The organism is Desulfovirgula thermocuniculi DSM 16036, from assembly GCF_000429345.1.
Taxonomy (GTDB): Bacteria; Bacillota; Desulfotomaculia; order Desulfotomaculales; family Desulfovirgulaceae; genus Desulfovirgula; species Desulfovirgula thermocuniculi.
This window is the reverse complement of record NZ_AUBR01000017.1, coordinates 37,034-55,484: the sequence shown is the minus strand read 5'-3', so window position 1 is coordinate 55,484 and position 18,451 is coordinate 37,034. Positions and strand designations below refer to the sequence as shown.

General features: G+C 61.7%; 17 protein-coding genes and 2 riboswitches. Of the genes, 3 read left to right on the top strand and 14 right to left on the bottom strand.

Going from position 1 to position 18,451, the window contains the following annotated elements:
* Positions 1-395 precede the first annotated feature (395 nt).
* A riboswitch (SAM riboswitch) is annotated at positions 396-522 on the top strand.
* A gap of 113 nt (positions 523-635) precedes the next feature.
* Genes G454_RS0105800 through G454_RS0105790 form a run of 3 tightly spaced genes read left to right on the top strand, consistent with a single transcriptional unit; the run spans position 636 to position 2,974 of the window.
* Positions 636-1,838, top strand: a complete 1,203-nt coding sequence (locus G454_RS0105800; protein WP_425387437.1) for a homocysteine biosynthesis protein — start codon at positions 636-638, stop codon at positions 1,836-1,838.
* A 1-nt stretch (position 1,839) separates the two neighbouring features.
* Positions 1,840-2,241, top strand: coding sequence for an NIL domain-containing protein (locus tag G454_RS0105795; protein ID WP_027717853.1), 402 nt, complete (start codon positions 1,840-1,842; stop codon positions 2,239-2,241).
* Between the two features lies 1 nt (position 2,242).
* Positions 2,243-2,974 (top strand): UPF0280 family protein, encoded by a 732-nt coding sequence (locus tag G454_RS0105790; protein WP_027717852.1) that lies wholly within the window; start codon positions 2,243-2,245, stop codon positions 2,972-2,974.
* Here G454_RS0105790 and G454_RS0105785 read toward each other — a convergent pair.
* The 14 genes from G454_RS0105785 to trmL all read right to left on the bottom strand — a co-directional run bounded on the left by G454_RS0105785 (position 2,971) and on the right by trmL (position 18,305).
* Positions 2,971-3,603, bottom strand: a complete 633-nt coding sequence (locus G454_RS0105785; RefSeq protein ID WP_027717851.1) for a DedA family protein — start codon at positions 3,601-3,603, stop codon at positions 2,971-2,973. The two genes, G454_RS0105790 and G454_RS0105785, sit on opposite strands and share 4 nt — an antisense overlap.
* Positions 3,604-3,683: 80 nt before the next feature.
* Positions 3,684-5,438 carry a pyruvate kinase gene (pyk, locus tag G454_RS0105780; RefSeq protein WP_027717850.1) on the bottom strand — a complete coding sequence of 585 codons (1,755 nt, stop codon included), beginning with the start codon at positions 5,436-5,438 and terminating at the stop codon, positions 3,684-3,686.
* 17 nt (positions 5,439-5,455) lie between these two features.
* The gene (gene pfkA / locus G454_RS0105775) at positions 5,456-6,418 is read right to left on the bottom strand and encodes a 6-phosphofructokinase (protein WP_027717849.1); all 963 of its coding nucleotides are present in this window, start codon (positions 6,416-6,418) and stop codon (positions 5,456-5,458) included.
* A 26-nt stretch (positions 6,419-6,444) separates the two neighbouring features.
* Complete coding sequence (locus tag G454_RS0105770) at positions 6,445-7,395, bottom strand: acetyl-CoA carboxylase carboxyltransferase subunit alpha (RefSeq protein WP_027717848.1); 951 nt, start codon at positions 7,393-7,395, stop codon at positions 6,445-6,447.
* Positions 7,392-8,231 (bottom strand): acetyl-CoA carboxylase, carboxyltransferase subunit beta, encoded by an 840-nt coding sequence (accD, locus tag G454_RS0105765; RefSeq protein WP_027717847.1) that lies wholly within the window; start codon positions 8,229-8,231, stop codon positions 7,392-7,394. The genes G454_RS0105770 and accD overlap by 4 nt, the downstream gene beginning before the upstream one ends.
* Positions 8,232-8,252: 21 nt before the next feature.
* Positions 8,253-8,456 carry a putative signal transducing protein gene (locus G454_RS0105760; protein WP_245574328.1) on the bottom strand — a complete coding sequence of 68 codons (204 nt, stop codon included), beginning with the start codon at positions 8,454-8,456 and terminating at the stop codon, positions 8,253-8,255.
* Positions 8,457-8,474: 18 nt separating this feature from the next.
* Complete coding sequence (mtrB, locus tag G454_RS0105755) at positions 8,475-8,711, bottom strand: trp RNA-binding attenuation protein MtrB (RefSeq protein WP_027717845.1); 237 nt, start codon at positions 8,709-8,711, stop codon at positions 8,475-8,477.
* A gap of 51 nt (positions 8,712-8,762) precedes the next feature.
* The gene (locus G454_RS0105750) at positions 8,763-12,149 is read right to left on the bottom strand and encodes a DNA polymerase III subunit alpha (protein WP_027717844.1); all 3,387 of its coding nucleotides are present in this window, start codon (positions 12,147-12,149) and stop codon (positions 8,763-8,765) included.
* A gap of 49 nt (positions 12,150-12,198) precedes the next feature.
* Positions 12,199-12,612, bottom strand: coding sequence for a Fur family transcriptional regulator (locus tag G454_RS0105745; protein ID WP_027717843.1), 414 nt, complete (start codon positions 12,610-12,612; stop codon positions 12,199-12,201).
* Between the two features lie 45 nt (positions 12,613-12,657).
* Positions 12,658-13,437, bottom strand: a complete 780-nt coding sequence (locus G454_RS0105740) for a sulfide-dependent adenosine diphosphate thiazole synthase (protein WP_027717842.1) — start codon at positions 13,435-13,437, stop codon at positions 12,658-12,660.
* A gap of 85 nt (positions 13,438-13,522) precedes the next feature.
* A riboswitch (TPP riboswitch) is annotated at positions 13,523-13,632 on the bottom strand.
* A 58-nt stretch (positions 13,633-13,690) separates the two neighbouring features.
* Positions 13,691-15,451 carry a sigma-54 interaction domain-containing protein gene (locus G454_RS0105735; protein ID WP_245574327.1) on the bottom strand — a complete coding sequence of 587 codons (1,761 nt, stop codon included), beginning with the start codon at positions 15,449-15,451 and terminating at the stop codon, positions 13,691-13,693.
* Entirely contained in the window at positions 15,439-16,782 is a 1,344-nt protein-coding gene (locus G454_RS0105730) for a vWA domain-containing protein (protein ID WP_156896678.1), read from the bottom strand. Before G454_RS0105730 ends, G454_RS0105735 begins: the two co-directional genes overlap by 13 nt.
* 5 nt (positions 16,783-16,787) lie before the next feature.
* Complete coding sequence (locus G454_RS0105725) at positions 16,788-17,708, bottom strand: AAA family ATPase (protein ID WP_211229975.1); 921 nt, start codon at positions 17,706-17,708, stop codon at positions 16,788-16,790.
* Positions 17,709-17,816: 108 nt separating this feature from the next.
* Entirely contained in the window at positions 17,817-18,305 is a 489-nt protein-coding gene (gene trmL / locus G454_RS0105720; protein ID WP_245574326.1) for a tRNA (uridine(34)/cytosine(34)/5-carboxymethylaminomethyluridine(34)-2'-O)-methyltransferase TrmL, read from the bottom strand.
* Positions 18,306-18,451 lie beyond the last annotated feature (146 nt).

The window sequence follows — 18,451 nt, the reverse complement described above, 5'->3', positions numbered from 1 at the left end:
TTAAAGAATGAGCGGGCTGGTTTTCGGCTGCGGGGGCTGGTATTGAGGACGGCGATGCGTTATAACCGGCTTTTTCTTTTAATAGCGTACGCCTACTACTTACTGACCGTAGTGGGTGATTGGGCCGAAAAACGGCAACTGCACCGGCGGCTGATGGCGAACACAGAGCGAAAGCGGACTCTGGGGCTTTGGCGTGTGGGGTACTATATTTTTCATTCCTGGTTGAGCGGACGACGGGGCCGATGCCCCTGGGTATTCGATGCCTGGCCCGAGATAGCTTACAGCGGGATGTAGGCATAAAAGGTGGGGATACCTGAGCCCGCTGACCAGTTGACAACCCGTCTTTTTGCTGATAAAATGTTGGGCGGACAAAAAAATAACGGCAGTGCAGGGTACTCTTATCAAGAGTGGTGGAGGGACTGGCCCGATGAAACCCGGCAACCGCCCCGGTAAGCGGGCCTCAATTACCGGGGAATGGTGCCAATTCCTGCAGAAGTTTTAAAGACTTCTGGCAGATAAGAGGACCTTATGAAAATAAGGCCTCTTCTGTTTAGAAGGGGCCTTATTTTCTGCGCCGTTGAGGCCTTTTGTTTTCGCATGACGGTATAACTTTTTTAAGGAAAGGGTGGGTGAAATTGGAGAGGAGCTACCAGGAGATTAACGCCCGCATTAAGAGCGGCAAGGTGGTGGTGCTTACGGCAGAGGAATTCATCGACTTGGTAAAGGAAAAGGGGCTTACCCGCGCGGCGGCGGAGGTGGATGTGGTGACCACCGGCACCTTTGCCCCCATGTGTTCCTCCGGCGTCTTCTTAAACTTCGGTCACTCCGCCCCGCGCATCAAGATGCAGAAAGTATGGCTGAACAACGTGCCGGCCTATGCCGGCCTGGCGGCGGTGGACGCCTACCTGGGGGCCACGGAGCTGCCGGAGAACGACCCCCTGAATACCAGTTACCCCGGGGAATTCAGGTACGGCGGCGGGCACGTCATTGAGGACCTGGTGGCCGGCAGGCCGGTGAAGCTGCGGGCCGTAGCCTACGGCACCGACTGCTACCCGCGCCGGGAAATCGAGACGTACATCACCCTGCAGGACATCAACGAGGCCATCCTCTTTAACCCGCGCAATGCCTACCAGAACTATAACTGCGCCGTTAACCTTTCCAACCGTACCCTGTACACCTACATGGGCGTGCTGAAGCCCAACCTGGGTAATGCCAATTATTCCACTTCCGGGCAACTGAGTCCCCTGCTTAAGGACCCCTATTTCAAGACCATCGGCATTGGCACGCGCATCTTCCTGGGCGGGGGTATTGGCTATGTGGCCTGGCACGGGACCCAGCATTTCCCCTCCATGCAGACCGACGGCACCGGCAAGGAGCTGGGGCCTGCCGGGGGGACGCTGGCGGTTATCGGCGACCTGAAGCAGATGAGCCCGCGCTGGCTGGTGGGCACCAGCTTCCTGGGGTACGGTGCCACCTTAACCGTGGGCATTGGGGTGCCCATCCCCATTTTAAACGAGGAAGTGGCCCGCTACGCGGCAGCCGCCGACGAAGACCTCTACGCGCCAATTGTGGATTACGGCGAGGCTTACCCCAACAGGAAGCCGGGCAACCTGGGTTACGTCAGCTACGCCCAGCTCAAGTCGGGTAAGATTGTCGTGCTGGGCAAGGAGGTCCCCACCGCCCCCCTTTCCAGCTACCCGCGGGCGCGGGAAATTGCCGGCATCCTGAAAGAGTGGATAAAGAAAGGGGACTTCCTGCTCACCGAGCCGGTGCAACTCCTCCCCTCCCCGCAGGAGAAAAGGAAGGCCAACGTGCTGGAAGTCAGGAAGGAGGGCTAAAGTGTCTCCGCGGAAGATCGTCCTGCGCTTTGGGCCGGAAATTTCCGATAAGCCCATCATCTACCGCCTGGTTAAGGATTACGACCTGGTTATTAACATTTTAAAGGCCAACGTCAACCCTCAAAAAGAGGGCATTATGGTCCTGGAAATTACGGGGGAAAAATACGAGGAGGGGCTGAAGTACCTGCGGGAGCAGGGGGTTGCCGTGCAGGCGCTCACCCGTGAGGTGGTGCGCAACGAGGAGCGCTGCACCATGTGCGGCGCCTGCACGGTCCTCTGTCCCACCGGCGCCCTGTACATTGAGCGCCCGGGCATGGAGGTCCGCTTTGAAAGCGATAACTGCGTGGTCTGCCAGCTCTGCGTAAAGGTGTGCCCCGTGCGGGCCATGGAGGTTAAGCTGTAAGTTGGAGCGCTTTTACCGCCTGAGCCACCGCCAGGAAGACCTGGTGCACTTCCAGGTGGTGGTCAAGGAGACGGACCTCGATATCGGGGTGCGGCGGGAGCGTTTCTCCCCGGAGCTGGTCAGGCGCGCCGAGGAAATAGTGCGGGCCTGCCGGGCCCCCCTGGAAGAGTACGTTAAAAGGGACCCGGCCTTCCTCAGGAGCCTCGTCCCTTACGACCCCCTGCCGGGTGCTCCCGAGATGGTGGTGGAGATGGCCCGGGCGGCGCGCGCGGCTGGCGTGGGGCCCATGGCGGCGGTGGCTGGGGCCATTGCCGGGCGGGTTGGGCGGGCGCTGGCCCGCTTTTCCCGGGACGTGGTGGTGGAGAACGGGGGTGACATCTACATATGCGGCACCCGGACCCGCCGGGTGGGCGTGTATGCGGGGTCATCCCCCTTTTCCGGAAGGCTGGCCGTTGAAGTCCGCCCGCAGGACATGCCTTTGGGCATTTGCACCTCTTCCGGCACGGTGGGCCACTCGCTGAGCTTTGGCGTGGCCGACGCGGTGGTCGTGCTTTCCCCCAATGCGGCTCTGGCGGACGCGGTGGCCACGGCAGCCGGCAACCTGGTCAAAGGACCGGAGCAGGTGCAGGAGGCCGTAGATTTTGCCGCCTCCATCCCGGGCGTAACGGGAGTGCTGGTGATTTGCCGGGACCGGCTGGCCGTCTGGGGCCGCGTGAGGTTGCTTCCCGTTTAGGGAAGCACCTCTCTCCGGTGGCGCAGGTGGCGCACGCAGGCAACGATGATGAATACCACCAGCGCCGCCGTGGCCACCAGGAGAAGGCGGGAGTGCACCAGGGAGAGTATGTGTCCCCAGTTATGCCCGAAGAAAATGCCCACGCTTAGGTTAAAGAGGATCCACGCCGCGGCAAAAAGGGAATTATAAATGAAAAACTGGGGGAAGGAGAGGCGGCTTATGCCGGCCAGGTAGGGGGTCAGGTTGCTGATCATGGGGATAAAGCGCCCGAAAAGGATGAAGGCGGGCGCCGAATGGTACATCCAGAAGCGGGCCTTTTCCAGCTTGGAGGGCGTTACCCGCAGGTACCTGCCAAAGCGGAGTAGGAAGGGCTCGCCCACGAAACGCCCGATAAAGTAGGCGGCGGTGGCCCCGGTGTTAAAGCCCAGGAGGGCGGCGGCAAAAATGTGGTAAAAGTCGAGCCGCCCCTGGTTGACCAGAATGCCGGCCAGAAGGGTCATGAGGCCGCCCGGAAAGGGTATGCCCAGGGCTTCGATGATCAGCCCCAGGAAGAGGCCCCCGGCTCCCAGGGTTCCCAGGAACTCCAGAATCCACTCCCAGCTGGCCATGGGGATCACCCTTCCCTTCACGGGCCTTTTCCTGCTGGTTTTAATATGCCCCGGAAGGGCGATCCCTAAGAAGGTGGTTGGTGGGCCGAGGCGTGGGTTACCTACAGCACCCTGGCGGTGCCGCGGTAAATGAGGCCTCTCTGCCCGTCCACGGTGATTATTTCTCCGTCCGTGAGGATGGAGGTGGCCCCCTCCACCCCGACGATGACCGGGATGCCCAGCTCAAGGCCCACAATGGCCCCGTGGGAGGTCAGGCCCCCCGCTTCGGTGATGAGGCCGGCGGCCTTTTCTATGGCCGGCATGAAGTCCTTATCCGTGGCCGTGGTGACCAGGATGTCACCCGGCGCTACTTTTTCCAGGGCCTCCTTGAGCGTGCGGCAGATCCGCGCCCTGCCGGTAACGGCGCGCGTGCCCAGGCCCTGCCCGCGGGCCAGGATTTCCCCTACCGTATGCACCTTGAGCAGGTTTGTGGTTCCGTGCACGCCGGCAGGCACCCCGGCGGTGATGACCACCAGGTCGCCGGGCGAAATTAAACCCGCCGCCAGGGAGGCCTCAATGGCCGAGGCAATCATGCCGTCCGTGTCCCTGGTGTAGCCTACCAGAAGGGGCTGTACCCCCCACACCAGGGCCAGCTTGCGCAGCACCTTTGCTTTGGGCGTGGCGGCAATAATGGGTGCCCGGGGGCGGTACTTGCTGACCATGCGGGCGGTGTAGCCGGTTTCCGTGGAGGTGATGATGGCCGCGGCCTTCAGATCGCGGGCGGTGGTGCAGGTGGCGTGGCTGATGGCCTCGGTTACGGTGCGGGCCAGCGCCTGGCCCCGCTGGCGCAGGATGTCGTCGTAGGGAAGGGCCTCTTCGACCCGGCTGGCGATGCGCGCCATGGTTTTTACCGCTTCCACGGGGTACCTGCCCATGGCCGTTTCGCCGGAGAGCATGATGGCGTCCGTGCCGTCCAGGATGGCGTTGGCCACGTCGCTGGCCTCGGCGCGGGTGGGCCGCGGGTTATGGATCATCGACTCCAGCATCTGGGTGGCCGTGATGACCGGCTTGCCGGCCAGGTTGCACCTTTCGATGATCTTTTTCTGGATGAGGGGGACCTCTTCCACCGGCATGACCACGCCCAGGTCGCCCCTGGCCACCATGATGCCGTCGGCCACGCGGATGATTTCGTCGAGATTTTCCACCCCCTCGTGGGTTTCTATCTTGGCAATGATGTCTATGTCCGCGGCCCCCTTTTCTTCCAGGATCTGGCGTATGGCCAGCACGTCGGCGGCCCGGCGCACGAAAGAAGCGGCAATGAAGTCCACGCCGTGTTCAATGCCGAATTCGATATCCTTTACGTCCTGCGCCGTAACGGAGGGCAGGTTGACCCGCACGCCGGGGACGATCACTCCCTTCCTGCTGGTCAACTCGCCCCCGTGGACAACCATGCACTCCACTTCCCGTGCACCGGTGGAAAGGACCTTCAGCTCAATGCGCCCGTCGGCAATGAGGATGCTGTTGCCCGGGGATACGTCCTGGGGGAGCCCAGCGTAAGTTACGGGCAGCAACTCGGCTGTGCCTTCCACGTCCTCGGTGGTGAGGATCACGCGCTTGCCGGGCTCAAGCCAGACCGGCTCCTCTTTCAGGCGGCCCAGCCTGATTTCCGGCCCCCTGGTGTCCAGGAGGATGGCCACGTTCTTACCCACCCGCCCGGCTGCCTCCCTGACGTTGGCTATCCGCCGGGCATGCTCTTCGTGGGTGCCGTGGGAAAAGTTCAGCCGGGCCACGTTCATGCCCGCGCGCATCATCTCCGCCAGCACTTCTACGCTCTCGCAGGCCGGCCCTATGGTGCACACGATTTTGGTCCGCCGCAAGGCCGCACCCTCCCCTTTCATATGGCCAGTATTTCCGCCAGGCGGTAAAGCTCCAGGTCCACCGTTTTCCGCTTGGCCAGCGCTTCGTCCAGTTCCAGGTCCACTATTTTCCCCGCCTGCATACCCACCATTTTGCACCTGGCGCCCTGCCTCAAGAGGTCGACGGCCCTGGCGCCCAGCTGGCTGGCCAAGATGCGGTCAAAGGCCGTAGGGGTGCCGCCCCTCTGCAGGTGGCCCAGGATGGTCACCTTGGTGTCAAAGCCGGTGCGCTCTTTTATCTGCCGCCCGATTTCCAGGCCGCTTCCTGCCCCCTCGGCAACGACAATGATGCTGTGGAGCTTGCCCCGCCGGTAACCGCGGAGGAGCTTGTGGCAGATCTCGTCGAGGTCGTAGGGCTGCTCGGGGATGAGGATGGACTCGGCACCGCCTGCCAGCCCGGCAGCCACGGCAATGAAGCCCGTGTCGCGGCCCATGACCTCCACAATGAAGGTGCGCTCGTGGGAGGTGGCCGTATCGCGGATTTTGTTTATGGCGTCCACCGCCGTATTTACCGCCGTGTCAAAGCCAATGGCGTAGTCGGTGCCGTAGATGTCGTTGTCAATGGTGGCGGGGACGCAGACCACGGGCAGCCCGTACTCGCGGTGGAAGGTGCTGGCCCCGGCAAAGGAGCCGTTGCCGCCGATGATCACCAGCCCCTCCAGGCTGAAGCGGTCCACGTTTTCCCAGGCCTTGGCCCGTCCTTCCGGGGTCTTGAATTGCTCGGAGCGGGCCGCGTGCAGGATGGTTCCGCCCCTCTGGATGATGTCGGCCACGGAGCCCAGCCGCATGGGTTCCATGTCGCCTTCGATGAAGCCGTTAAAGCCCCTCTTGATGCCGATAACTTCCATGCCGTGGTATATCGCTTTGCGCACTACGGCGCGGATGGCGGCGTTCATGCCCGGCGCGTCGCCGCCGCTGGTAAGGACACCGATGCGTTGCAAGCAAAAACACCCCCGCAAAAGGCATGCTAGAGGAAGACCCGGGGAGACAGGCGGCGGAAGCGCTCCTGCCGGCGGGCCAGAAGTTCCCGGATGGGGAGGCCGGTGACTTCGTTCAGGTGGCGCTCGAGGGCCTCGCCCAGCAACCTGGCGGCCTCACCGGCGTTGCGGTGGGCGCCGCCCAGGGGCTCGGGGATGACCTCGTCAATGAGCCGGTAGGCCAGGAGGTCCTGGGCGGTAATTTTCATTTTTTCCGCCGCTTCCCGCCCCCTGGCAGGGTCCTGCCAGAGGATGCTGGCGTAGGCCTCCGGTGAAATCACCGAAAAGATGGCGTGCTCCTGCATGAGGATGCGGTCGGCGGCAGCAAAGGCCAGGGCGCCTCCGCTGCCGCCTTCGCCCAGGATGACGGAGATCACAGGTGTTTTGAGCTCGAGCATGCCCGCCAGGCACCGGGCAATGGCGCAGGCCTGGCCCCTCTCCTCTGCCCCGATGCCCGGATAGGCGCCGGGCGTATCGATGAAGGTGATCACCGGGCGGCAGAATTTTTCCGCCTGGCGCATGAGGCGCAGGGCCTTGCGGTAGCCTTCAGGGTGGGCCATGCCGAAATTGCAGGCCAGGTTTTCCCTCGTGTCGTGCCCCTTTAGATGGCCGATGACGGTGACCGGCCGGTTGCGGAAGCGGGCAATGCCCCCCAGGACGGCAGGGTCGTCACCGGCACACCTGTCCCCGTGGAGCTCGAAAAAGTCCGTGAAGAGCAGGCTTACGTAGTCCCGCAGGTTCGGGCGCGCGGGATGGCGGGCGATGAGCAATTTCTGCCAGGGAGAAAGCTGGCTGTATATTTTTTTCTTCAGCTCCTCTGCCCGCGCTTTCAGGTGATTGATTTCCTGGCTCAGGTCGATTTCCTTTTCCCGCGCAAAACTTTCCAGGGCGGCGATTCTTTCTTCCAGTTCCAGGATCGGCTGCTCGAAGTCGTAATTCATACGCGTGCCTCACCTGCGTGGAGGGCTAAGATGCGGGCCAGGACCGGCTTTAACTGGGAGCGGGGGACCACCTCGTCAATCATGCCGTGCTGGCGGAGGAACTCAGCCCTCTGGAACCCCTCCGGGAGCTTCTGGCGGATGGTTTGCTCGATTACCCGGGGCCCGGCAAAGCCTATTAGCGCTCCCGGCTCGGCGAGGATAATGTCTCCCAGGAAGGCAAAGCTGGCGCTGACCCCCCCGGTGGTGGGGTCGGTAAGCACCGAGATATAGAGGAGCCCTTCCCGGGCAAAGGCGTTAACGGCGGCGCAGGTTTTGGCCATTTGCATGAGAGAGAAAACCCCTTCCTGCATGCGGGCCCCGCCGGAAGCGCAGAAAACGACCAGCGGCAGCCTCTTTTCCGCCGCCCTTTCCAGGGCCCGGGTGATCTTCTCCCCTACCACCACTCCCATGCTGCCCATGATGAAGCGGGAGTCCATGGCCGCCACGGCCACCCGGTGGCCGCAGATCTCTCCCTCTCCCGTAATTACCGCCTCGCGCAGGCCGCTTTCCTTTTGGGCCAGGGCCAGCTTTTCCGCGTAGGCGGGGCACCCAAAGGGGTTTACCGGCTCCATGTCGCCGTCCCACTCGCAAAAGGAGCCTTCGTCGAGGGTGATTTGCAGCCGCTCCCTGGCCCCCAGGCGGTAATGGTAACCGCATTTAGGGCAGACCTTTAAAAACTTTTCCAGCTCGCCGTCCAGGCGGATCTCGCCGCAGCGGGGGCACTTGGACCACCCGCCGCCTTCCTGGCGCCCGGCAGGCGGGCTGACGGTGGCGTAGCGCGGTTTAACCCTTAGCATGTCCCCTCCGCAGGACCCTGCTCAAATGCTGCTGATGATTTCCAGGGCCTCATCTGCTTCTGCTTCTGGTACCAGTATTTCCACCGAGCGCTTTTTATTATTGGTCCCGCTCGCCGAAAGTTCCTTTATTTTTACCAGGATGCCCTCTCTGGTGAGAATTTCTTGAATGCGGGTAGCCTCTTTTTTATCGGGAGTGATGTAGACTACGGCCCACAAAATTCCCACCTCTTGAGCCGGGTGAAGTTATCCCAGGAGGTCGTCGTTACGGATGATGCCGAAGCGGGTGAGCACCTCAACCTTACCCCGGATCTTTATGGCCGAGGTGTGCTCCGTGAACTGGGCAATCATGATTTCTCCCTTGTCCAGCTTTTCCGAGTGGTGAAAGCGCGTATCCTTGCCGCGGGTGAGGCCAATGATGGTGACGCCGTTTTCCAGGGCCTTTACCGCCACGTAGTCGGCATTTACCCAGTTATCGGCCATTTCAAACCCCTCCCTGCTTTATTTTTCCGGAATTTTGACGCCGGGACTTTTTTACCCTTCTTTAACCCTGACGTTTTCCGCTCCCAGGAGGCCGGTCAGCTCGGCGACGACCGGGGAGGAGAGGTTGGTCCAGTATTCCCGGGATGCCCTGGCCAGCTTCCTTTCCAGGGGAAAGTAAAGGTAGACCGGAGAAGGCCCGGGGTAGCTGCGCAGGATTTCCTGCACCCTTTTTAAAAGCTGCGGCGTGGCCTTTTTAAACTGCAGGTAAAGGCTGGCGCCCTGCCTGGGTGCAAGCGGGGACACTTCCTCGGCCAGGATCTTTACCTCCTCCCCCGAGTTGCTTACCCGCCCCCGCACGAGCACCACACCCTCGGGCCTGATGAACCTGGCGTATTCCCGGTAGGTACGGGGAAAGAAGACCACTTCCATGCTGGCCGTGAGGTCTTCCAGGGTGCCAAAGGCCATGGGTTCCCCGCTGCGGGTGTAGATCTTTTTCAGCGCGGAGAGGATACCTCCCACCGTCACCTCCTGCTCCTGGCCGCTTTCCGCGAGTTCGGCCAGGGTGGCGGTGGTTTTTTCCGCCAGGGCCAGGCGGTATTCTTCCAGGGGGTGGCCGCTGATATACAGTCCCAGGACCTCCTTCTCCAGGGCCAACATTTCCGCGCGGGAGTACTCCCTGACCTGGGGCAGGGCCAGGTCTTCCGCGCGGCCCTCCCAGAAGTGGTCAAAGGTTAACTGGCCTGCCCGGCGCTGGAAGTGCTGGGCCAGCTGCAGCCCCAGGTCTATGCCGGCCATTAGCTGGGCCCGATGGTGGCCGAGGGAGTCCAGGGCCCCGCTCTTAATAAGGTTTTCCAGGACGCGGCGGTTGATAACCCGCGGGTCAAGGCGGCGGCAGAAGTCGGCAAAGCTTTTAAAGGGGCCCTCCTCCCGGCGTGACTTGATGATGGCCTTTACGGCACCCTCGCCCACGTTCTTAATGGCCGCCAGCCCGAAGCGGATCTTCCCGTGGGCGATGGCAAAGCTTTCCTGGCTTTCGTTTACGTCCGGGGGCAGCACCTCTATGCCCATACGGCGGCACTCTTCCACGTAGGCGGCCACCTTGGTGGTATTGTTTTGCACCGAGGTAAGCAGGGCCGTCATGTACTGCAGGGGGTAGTTGGCCTTCAGGTAGGCCGTCTGGTAGGCTACCAGGGCGTAGGCGGCGCTGTGGCTCTTGTTGAAGCCGTAGCCGGCAAAGTACTCCATGAGGTCGAAGATCTGGCCGGCGGTGGCGGCGTCAATGCCGTTTCTCACCGCCCCCTCAATGAACTGGTGGCGCAGGCCGGCAATGATCTCCGGCTTCTTCTTGCCCATGGCCCGGCGCAGGAGGTCCGCCTCGCCCATGGTGAAGCCGGCCAGCTCGCTGGCAATGCGCATTACCTGCTCCTGGTAGAGGATGACGCCGTAGGTGTCCTTCAGGATGGGTTCCAGCCGGGGGTGGAGGTAGGTGATTTCCTTTTCGCCGTGCTTGCTCTTGATGAAGTCCTCCACCATACCGCTGCCCAGAGGGCCGGGGCGGTAGAGGGCTACCAGGGCCACCAGGTCTTCAAAGGCCTCCGGGCGCAGCTCCCTTAAAAGCGCGCGCATGCCGCTGGACTCCAGCTGGAAAACCCCTACCCCTTCGCCGCGGCAGAGCAGGGCAAAGGTGCGCGGGTCATCAAGGGGTATTTCGTCAATATTTATTTCCTTCCCTTCCGTCTCCTTAATGAGCTTTACGGTATCGGCAATTACCGTCAGCGTGCGCAGGCCCAGGAGGTCCATTTTGAGGAGGCCCAGCTCTTCCACCTGGTCCTTGGCAAACTGCGTGGTGATGGGGCCGTCGGCGGCCTTGTACAGGGGGAGGTAGTGCGTGAGGGGCTCGCGGGTAATGACAATGCCCGCCGCGTGGGTGGAGGCGTGCCGCGGCATCCCCTCCAGCTGGGAAGCGGTGTCGATGACCTTCCTCACGCGGGGGTCCTTCTCGTAAAGCTCCTTTAGCTCGGGAGATTCCTGGAGGGCCCTTTCGATGGTCATGTGCGGGTCTGGGGGGACCAGCTTGGCGATGCGGTCCACCTCGCCGTAGGGCATGTTGAGGGCCCGACCTACGTCCCGGATAGCCGCTCGGGCGGCCATGGTGCCGAAGGTGGCAATCTGTGCCACCCGGTCGGCGCCGTATTTTTGCACGATGTAGTTTAAGACCTCCTGGCGGCGCTCAAAGCAAAAGTCCACGTCCACGTCGGGCATGGAAACCCGCTCCGGGTTGAGGAAGCGCTCAAAGAGAAGCCCGTACTTCAGAGGGTCCAAATTGGTGATGCCCAGGACGTAAGCAACCAGGCTGCCGGCTGCCGAGCCCCGGCCCGGGCCCACGGGGATGCCCTGCTGGCGGGCGAAGTGGATGAAGTCCCAGACGATGAGGAAGTAGGCTGAAAAGCCCATTTCGCGGATGACCTTCAGCTCGTACTCCAGGCGCCGGCGCACCGGCTCGGTTATTTCCCCAAAGCGGCGGCGCGCTCCTTCCCAGCACAGCTCTTCCAGGTATGAGTCGGCGGTGTGCCCCGGAGGCACCTGGTAGTGGGGGAGGTGGATCTGGCCGAAGGCGAGCTCTACCCGGCACCGCTCGGCAATCCGCAGCGTGTTTTGCAGGGCCTCCGGTAGCTCGCCGAAAAGGCGGGCCATTTCCTCCGCGCTTTTCAGGTACAGCTCCTGGGAATCGAACCTCATGCGGGAAGGGTCGTCCACGCTCTTCCCCGTCTGGATGCAGAGCAGGATGTCCTGGATCTCGGCCTGGGAGCGGTTTACATAATGCACGTCGTTGGTGGCCACGAGCGGTATGCCCATCTCCCGATGCAAGCGCACCAGTTCCCGGTTGACCGTCTTTTGCTCGGGGAAGCCGTGGTCCTGGAGCTCCAGGAAGAAATTGTCTTTGCCGAAGATGTCCAGGTAGGTGATGGCCGCTTCCCGGGCCTTTTCCCCTTCCCCCCGCAGGATGCGGTCGGCTATTTCCCCGGCCAGGCAGCCGCTTAAAGCAATTAGACCCTTGCTGTGCCGGGCCAAAAGTTCCTTGTCCACCCTGGGCTTATAATAAAAACCTTCTATGTAGGCCAGGGAAACCAGCTTGAGCAGGTTCTGGTAGCCTTCCTGGCTTTCGGCCAGCAGCACCAGGTGGTAAAGGTGGTCGTCCACCTTGGGGGTGCGGTCCCGGCGGCTGCGGGGCGCCACATAAACCTCGCAGCCCATGATGGGTTTAATTCCCTCCTGCTGGCAGGCTTTAAAAAAATCCACCGCCCCGAACATGGCCCCGTGATCGGTCATGGCCAGGGCGGGCATGCCCATTTCCCTTGCCCTGGCCGCCGCTTCCTTAATGCGGGCCGCGCCGTCCAGCAGGCTGTACTCGGTGTGCAGGTGCAGGTGTACGAACATGCGCCCTTTCACTCCCGCTCCCGTTTAAAAAACAAGGGGTGAAATTACCTCACCCCTGTGTTTTTGGTTCCTCCCTGCTTTTCTGGCATTCGCGGCAGTAGCCGTAAAATTCCAGGCGGTGCCTCGTTACCTTCATGCCCGAGAGGCGGGCGGCCTCTTCCTCTATGCCGCTCAAAACAGGCATTTCCACGTCGAAGACACGGCCACAGGCGTCGCAGACAAAGTGGTAGTGGTTGCAGGGGTTGCCGTCGTAGCGGCTAAACGTGCTGCCGTAATTGAGCTCCATTATTTCCCCTGCCTGCTTGAGCTGGTTTAGGTTGCGGTAAACGGTGCCCAGGCTGATGTCCGGGATGTGCTTACGGGCCTGGTGGTAAATCCAGTCGGCGGTGGGATGTATGTCCGTGCTGCGTAAGATTTCCAGGATCAGCCTTCTTTGCCTGGTCATCCGCGTGGCCTTGGCCAAATCAACCACTCCTGATATAAATATAGCCCTAAAGTTGTTCCCTCATCAAGGATTTATTTGGGCCAGGATCAGCTCCGCCACGCGCCGCCCGGAAAGGAGCATACCGCCGAAAACGGGGCCCATACGGTGGCCACCGCGCACGGCACTGGCCGCCATGCCGGCTACAAAGAGACCCGGGTAGACCTCGCCGGTGTTGTCGGCCACGAAGTCCTCGCCCCGCGCGGCCCACATGGGCTTTTCCCCTTCAATGCCGCCGCTGGGCGTTTTGAGCACCGGCCCCAGCTTCTTGACCACCACGCTGGCCACCTGGGCGTCGTGCCCGGTGCAGTCGATAACGTAAGAGCAGCTGACCGCCAGGGGGTCCACATGAAGCCCGGCCATCTCTACGGGGGTCCAGTTAATTACCAGACCGGTAATGCGGTTTTCCCTGACCATCACGTCTTCCACCGAGATGCAGTTAAAAATTCTCGCGCCTGCCCGCACGGCCCCCAGGGCAATGGCCGCCACGGCCTCGACGGCGCTGGCCGTGTAATAGCCCGCGGTAAAGGTTCGACAGTTTACGCCAAATTCCTGCAATATGGGCAGGGCCTGATCCTGGACGACAATGTGGTTGAACATCATGCCCCCGCCCCACATGCCGCCGCCGATGCTGAGCTTGCGCTCAAACAGGACCACCTTCTTGCCGGCCCGGGCGAGATAATAGGCGGCCACCAGGCCTGCCGGGCCGCCGCCCACCACGGCCACGTCCGACTCCAGGGCTTCCAGCAGTTCCCGGCTGTAGGTTTCAATGATGGCTCTGGAGATGACCACGTCTTCAAGGTGCATTTTCCCTTCCTCCTTTGGCGGTGATTTATTTTAATAAAAGCAAGGGGCGCACCCCCCAAAGAGATGCGCCCCAGAGATGCGGTTTTTGAGCTGATGGCGGCTTCCCTTCGCGGGCATTACCCCGGGCAGGTTCGGCGGGTCAGGTGCTCACTAGCCCTTTCTCAGCCCCAAACAGGAGCTCCCCGAGCCCATCTTGTTCTTTTCTTTTTTCCGGTAGATTTAATTCGCGCAGGACGCGCCCGTTTCCTTCTTTTTATTCACCGATCCCGTATTGTTTCATTTTTTTGTACAGCCATGCCCGGGAGATGCCCAGGGCCCTGGCCGCCTTCATTTTGTTGCCGCCGGCCTTGGCCAGGGCTTCCAGGAGGGCTTCCTTTTCCACCTCCTGGAGCAGGTTCGTCAGGTGGCAGGGGCCGGAGTTCTTCTTTTTCTGCCGCCCGCTTGCTTTTTGCAGGTAGGGGGGCAGGTGGCTTACCTCGATGACATGGCCCTCGACCAGGTTAAAGGCCCGCTCCAGCACGTTTTCCAGCTCCCTGACGTTGCCCGGCCAGTCGTGGCTGCCGAGTATTTCCCACGCCTCCCGGGAGAGGTCCCTCACCGCCAGGCCGAAGCGCTGGTTTAGTTTTTTAATAAAATGATGCACCAGACAGGGGAGATCTTCCAGGCGCTCCCGCAGGGGAGGTATGTGCAGGGAGACAACGTTTAAGCGATAGTAGAGGTCCTCCCGGAACTGGCCCTGGCGGACGAGCTCTTCCAGGTTGCGGTTGGTGGCGGCTACGACCCTCACGTCCACCGGGCGCGGACGGGAATCTCCCAGGCGCTCCACCTCCCTTTCCTGGAGCACCCGCAGTATCTTGGCCTGCATGGCTAAAGGCATATCGCCGATCTCGTCCAGGAAAATTGTCCCCCCGTGGGCCTGCTCGAACTTGCCCACCTGGCCGCCCCTCCTGGCGCCGGTAAAGGCTCCCTCCTGGTACCCAAAGAGCTCGGATTCCAGCAGGTTTTCCGGCACGGCGGCACAGTTGACCCTGACGAAGGGTCCCCGGCAGCGCGGCGAGGCGTTGTGCACGGCGTGGGCCACCAGCTCCTTGCCCGTGCCGCTCTCGCCCTGGATGAGGACGGTAGAGGGGCCCTGCGCCACCCGCCGGATGAGGGATTTTAGCTGCTGCATGGCGTGGCTTTCCCCCACCAGGTCCTCTAGGGTGTACCGCGCTCCCGGGTAGGTAGAGGACCTGACCCGCAATGACGCACCCTCGCGCTGGCAGGAGCTTAACCTTTCCGGCGAGTGGAGCAACTGGTCTACGTCCTGGAAGATGACCTTACTGATGGCCCCGGCAATTTTCCCCTGGTTGTAAAGGGGGGCCCTGATGACCACCACATCCTGGCCGCGTATGTGCACCATCTCGCCGTATTCCAGCTTGCCCTTCCAGAGGAGCAGCTGCAGCCTCTTGTCGGGGATGACCTCCGTGATGTGCCTGCCGCTGGCACTTTCCGGCGATATTTCCAGGAGCTCGGCCATGGGGCGGTTGAGCATGATGATGCGCCCCTCGTTGTTGACGGCCAGGTATCCTTCCTGGGTGCTCTGCACAATGCTTTGCAGGAAGTTGTTCATTTCCCTGGCTTCCCGCAGCTCCTGGCCCAGCTGGTGCAGCTCGGTTATTTCCTGGGCCACGCCGATGGCCCCGACGACCCTGTTCTCGCGCACGATGGGCGTGCGGTTGACGATAAAGAGGGTGTTGCCCACGACGAACTTACGCCCGATGTGCGGCTTGCCCGTCTGCAGCACTTTGAGGAGCCCGGTGTAGGGGATGACCTCTTTGATGGGCCGCCCGAGGGCCTTCTCGGCGGGGTAGTTAAATACCCTCTCGCTGGCGGGGTTGAAGATGATCACGCGCCCTTTGGCGTCCACGGCCACCACGACATTGTAGAGGGAATTAAAGATGTAAAATTCCTCGCGGAGGAGGTCGGTATTTTTTAAATGGCTGCTTAAGGCCATGGTCCTCACCTTTCCCACTGGCGGATGATGGCTTCCAGGTGGTACAGCGAGCGGCATTCCTTCATTTTTACGTGGGGGGCAAAGGCCGCTACCCCCGGCAGGTGGTCCCATAATTCCTTAGGCACGGGGTTGAGCCAGAGGATCTCCCGCACCTGCCGGCGGAGCTTGGCTACTTCCCGGGCGGCTTCTCGGGGCGCCAGCGTCTTGGTGTCGCTGACCACCACTACCGTCGTCTCGGGGCCGGCCAGGTGGCTGTAGTGGCGCTGGAAGGTCAGCAGGGCGGCGTAAAAGTTGGTGGTCTTGCCCCACTGGGAGCTCCGGTTCATGACTTCGGCCATCACGGAGGCAAAGTCGCCCCCGTTAAAATGCGGCGTGACCCGCTCCAGGTCCTCGGAGAAAATGAGCACCTCGAAGTTTTTTACGGCGCGGCCAAAGCCGTACATGAACTGCAGGATAAAGCGGGCGTAGCGGGCCATGGAGGCGGAGACGTCGCAGATCAGGAGCAGGCACGGCAGCTTGCGGCGCCGGGAGCGGTAGCGCAGCTCAAGGGGCGCCCCGCCGTGGGCCAGGTTCTGGCGGATGGTGCGGCGCATGTCCAGGAACTTTTTACGGCGGCTCCTCCGGTAGCGGTTGGACAGCCGCCGCGCCAGCCTTGCGGAGAGGCGCTGGATGAGCCTGGAGACGGCCTCCAGGTCCTCACCGGCCACTTCCTGCAGGTCCTGGTGGAGCAGCCTTTCCTGCGGGTCCCGGTAAAACTCCGCCGGGATGCCCTCCGGCCAGCCTCCTTCGCCGTCCAGCTCCGCTTCCAGCTCTTCCCTCCCCCTCGCGCCGCGGGTTTTCAGGAGGTGGTAGCGCCAGTAGTTGAGGGCCGACTGCATGACCTGGGCGATGAGCCGCCCGGGGTCGTTTACCGGGTTTCCCCTCATGCGCCCGATTATTTCCATGAGCCTGGCCCTTTCCTGCGGGGGCATGCGGGCAAAGGTGCGGATGCCTTCCGCATCCGGCATCCGGCCTGTTTGCCAGGGCGAAAGGGCCCGCGCCAGTTCCTCCCGGGCAAGGTCCAGCGCCCGCTCCTCCCTTTCCCGCCGCACGGCGGCGGCCTCTTCCCGGCGCCTTTTTTCTTCCGGCGGAGCGAAGAACTGTGCAAAGGCCGCCTTGAAGATCTCCTGCTCGCACGGACTTTTGGCCAGCACCGCCTTTAAGGCGGCCTCCACCTCCTCCCGCGCCAGGAGGTTGACTTCTTTTAAGGCGCAAAGGGCATCCAGGGCCTCCGCCGTGCCCACCTTTAAGCCGAGCCGGCGCAGGTAGTGGATGAAGCGGACCAGGTTTTCTTCCAGCGTTTCCGGCATGACCTTCAAGCTCCCCGCCGGTGGTGGGCACAGGAGCAAGCAAAAGCCCCCGCGCCTTCCTGGAGCTCCCGCACCATTTCGTCCAGCTTCCCTTTGAGCATTTCCTGATCTTCGCGGTTTTTGAGGAGCACGCCCATGGTTTCCCCGATGAGCTCCGGCGTGAGGTCCCGCGCGTGCAGGGCCACCAGGGCCCGGGCCCAGTCCAGGGTCTCGGCAATGGAAGGCTTCTTTTTCAAGTGCTGGTGGGTGCGGATGTAGTTCACCGCGCGGGCAATTTGCCGCGCCAGCTCTTCTCCCACCTCCGGCAGCCTGGCTCGTAAAATGCGGGCTTCCTTTTCCACACTCGGGTAGTCAAGGTAGAGGTAAAGGCAGCGGCGCTTCAGCCCATCGGAGAGTTCTCTTTCCGCATTGCTGGTCAGGACCACCACGGGTATGTGTCTGGCCTTGAGGGTGCCCAGCTCCGGGATGGAAACCTGAAATTCGGCCAGCAACTCAAAGAGAAAGGCTTCAAACTCCGGGTCGGTTTTGTCCACCTCGTCGATGAGCAGCACTACCTTTTTTTCTGCCCGGATGGCCTTTAAGAGGGGGCGCTCCAGGAGGTAGTCCGCATCAAAGAGGTCCTTTTCTAACAGCTGGGAATTGCTGCTCCCCCTGGCCAGCTCAATTTTCAAGAGCTGTTTCTGGTAGTTCCATTCGTAGAGGGCGCGCGTTTCATCGAGCCCCTCGTAGCACTGCAGGCGGATGAGCTCCAAATCCAGGGCCCCGGCCAGGGCCTTGGCCACCTCCGTCTTGCCTACGCCCGGCGGGCCCTCCACCAGGAGGGGCTTTTCCAGCCTCAGGGCCAGGTAAAAGGTGAGGACTTGTTCCCGGTCGCAAATGTAACCCTGCTCCTGCAATGCTTTCTCCAGTTTTTCCACGGTAAGCATGATCTTTTCCGGACCTTCTTTCCCTGCAGGTGTCACCCTGTCAACTAATGTATTCGCCTGCGGGCAGGGGAACTCCTCTTAAATTTTTTGAAATTTATACAAAAACCTTCAACGCAGCCCCGGAAAATTCTGCTGGCGCAGGGCTTCGTAAAGGACCAGGGCTACGGAATTGGCCAGATTCAGCGAGCGGGTGGTGCCGGGCCGCATGGGAATGCGCAAGACGTACTCCCGGTTGGGGGCCAGGAGTTCCTCCGGCAGACCCTGCGTTTCCTTGCCGAAAACCAGGAAGTCGTCCGGGCCGTAAGAGACGTCGGTGTACAGGCGGCTTCCCCGGGTGGAGAAGAAGTAAAAGCGGTGGTGCGGGTAGAGCTGCCTCAGCTCATAAAAGGAGTCGTGGTAGTGAATTTCCACCAGGTGCCAGTAGTCCAGCCCCGCGCGCTTTAGGTGCTTGTCGTCGGTGGAAAAGCCCAGGGGGCGCACCAGGTGCAGCACGGCGCCGGTGGCCGCGCAGGTGCGGGCGATGTTTCCGGTGTTGGCGGGGATTTCCGGCTCCACAAGCACGATGTGCATGAGGTGGGCGACCCCTCCAATATACATGTTAACAATGATATGCATGTAACTTCATTCTCCCGACAGGGCGCTCGGTCCTGCCTGTTACCGTTCAGGACCCTTTCCGTGCATTTAGATAGGCCAAAACAACCTTTTGGGCTAAAGATTGCGAATATTACCACATTTCTTGCTTT

What these genes read in the sequence shown, in the direction of transcription:
- G454_RS0105770 (WP_027717848.1), bottom strand. Translation starts at nt 7,395, where the DNA reads ATGAATTACGACTTCGAGCAGCCGATCCTGGAACTGGAAGAAAGAATC.
- accD (WP_027717847.1), bottom strand. Translation starts at nt 8,231, where the DNA reads ATGCTAAGGGTTAAACCGCGCTACGCCACCGTCAGCCCGCCTGCCGGG.
- mtrB (WP_027717845.1), bottom strand. Translation starts at nt 8,711, where the DNA reads ATGGCCGATAACTGGGTAAATGCCGACTACGTGGCGGTAAAGGCCCTG.
- G454_RS0105750 (WP_027717844.1), bottom strand. Translation starts at nt 12,149, where the DNA reads ATGTTCGTACACCTGCACCTGCACACCGAGTACAGCCTGCTGGACGGC.
- G454_RS0105740 (WP_027717842.1), bottom strand. Translation starts at nt 13,437, where the DNA reads ATGCACCTTGAAGACGTGGTCATCTCCAGAGCCATCATTGAAACCTAC.
- G454_RS0105730 (WP_156896678.1), bottom strand. Translation starts at nt 16,782, where the DNA reads ATGCCGGAAACGCTGGAAGAAAACCTGGTCCGCTTCATCCACTACCTG.
- G454_RS0105725 (WP_211229975.1), bottom strand. Translation starts at nt 17,708, where the DNA reads ATGCTTACCGTGGAAAAACTGGAGAAAGCATTGCAGGAGCAGGGTTAC.
- trmL (WP_245574326.1), bottom strand. Translation starts at nt 18,305, where the DNA reads ATGTATATTGGAGGGGTCGCCCACCTCATGCACATCGTGCTTGTGGAG.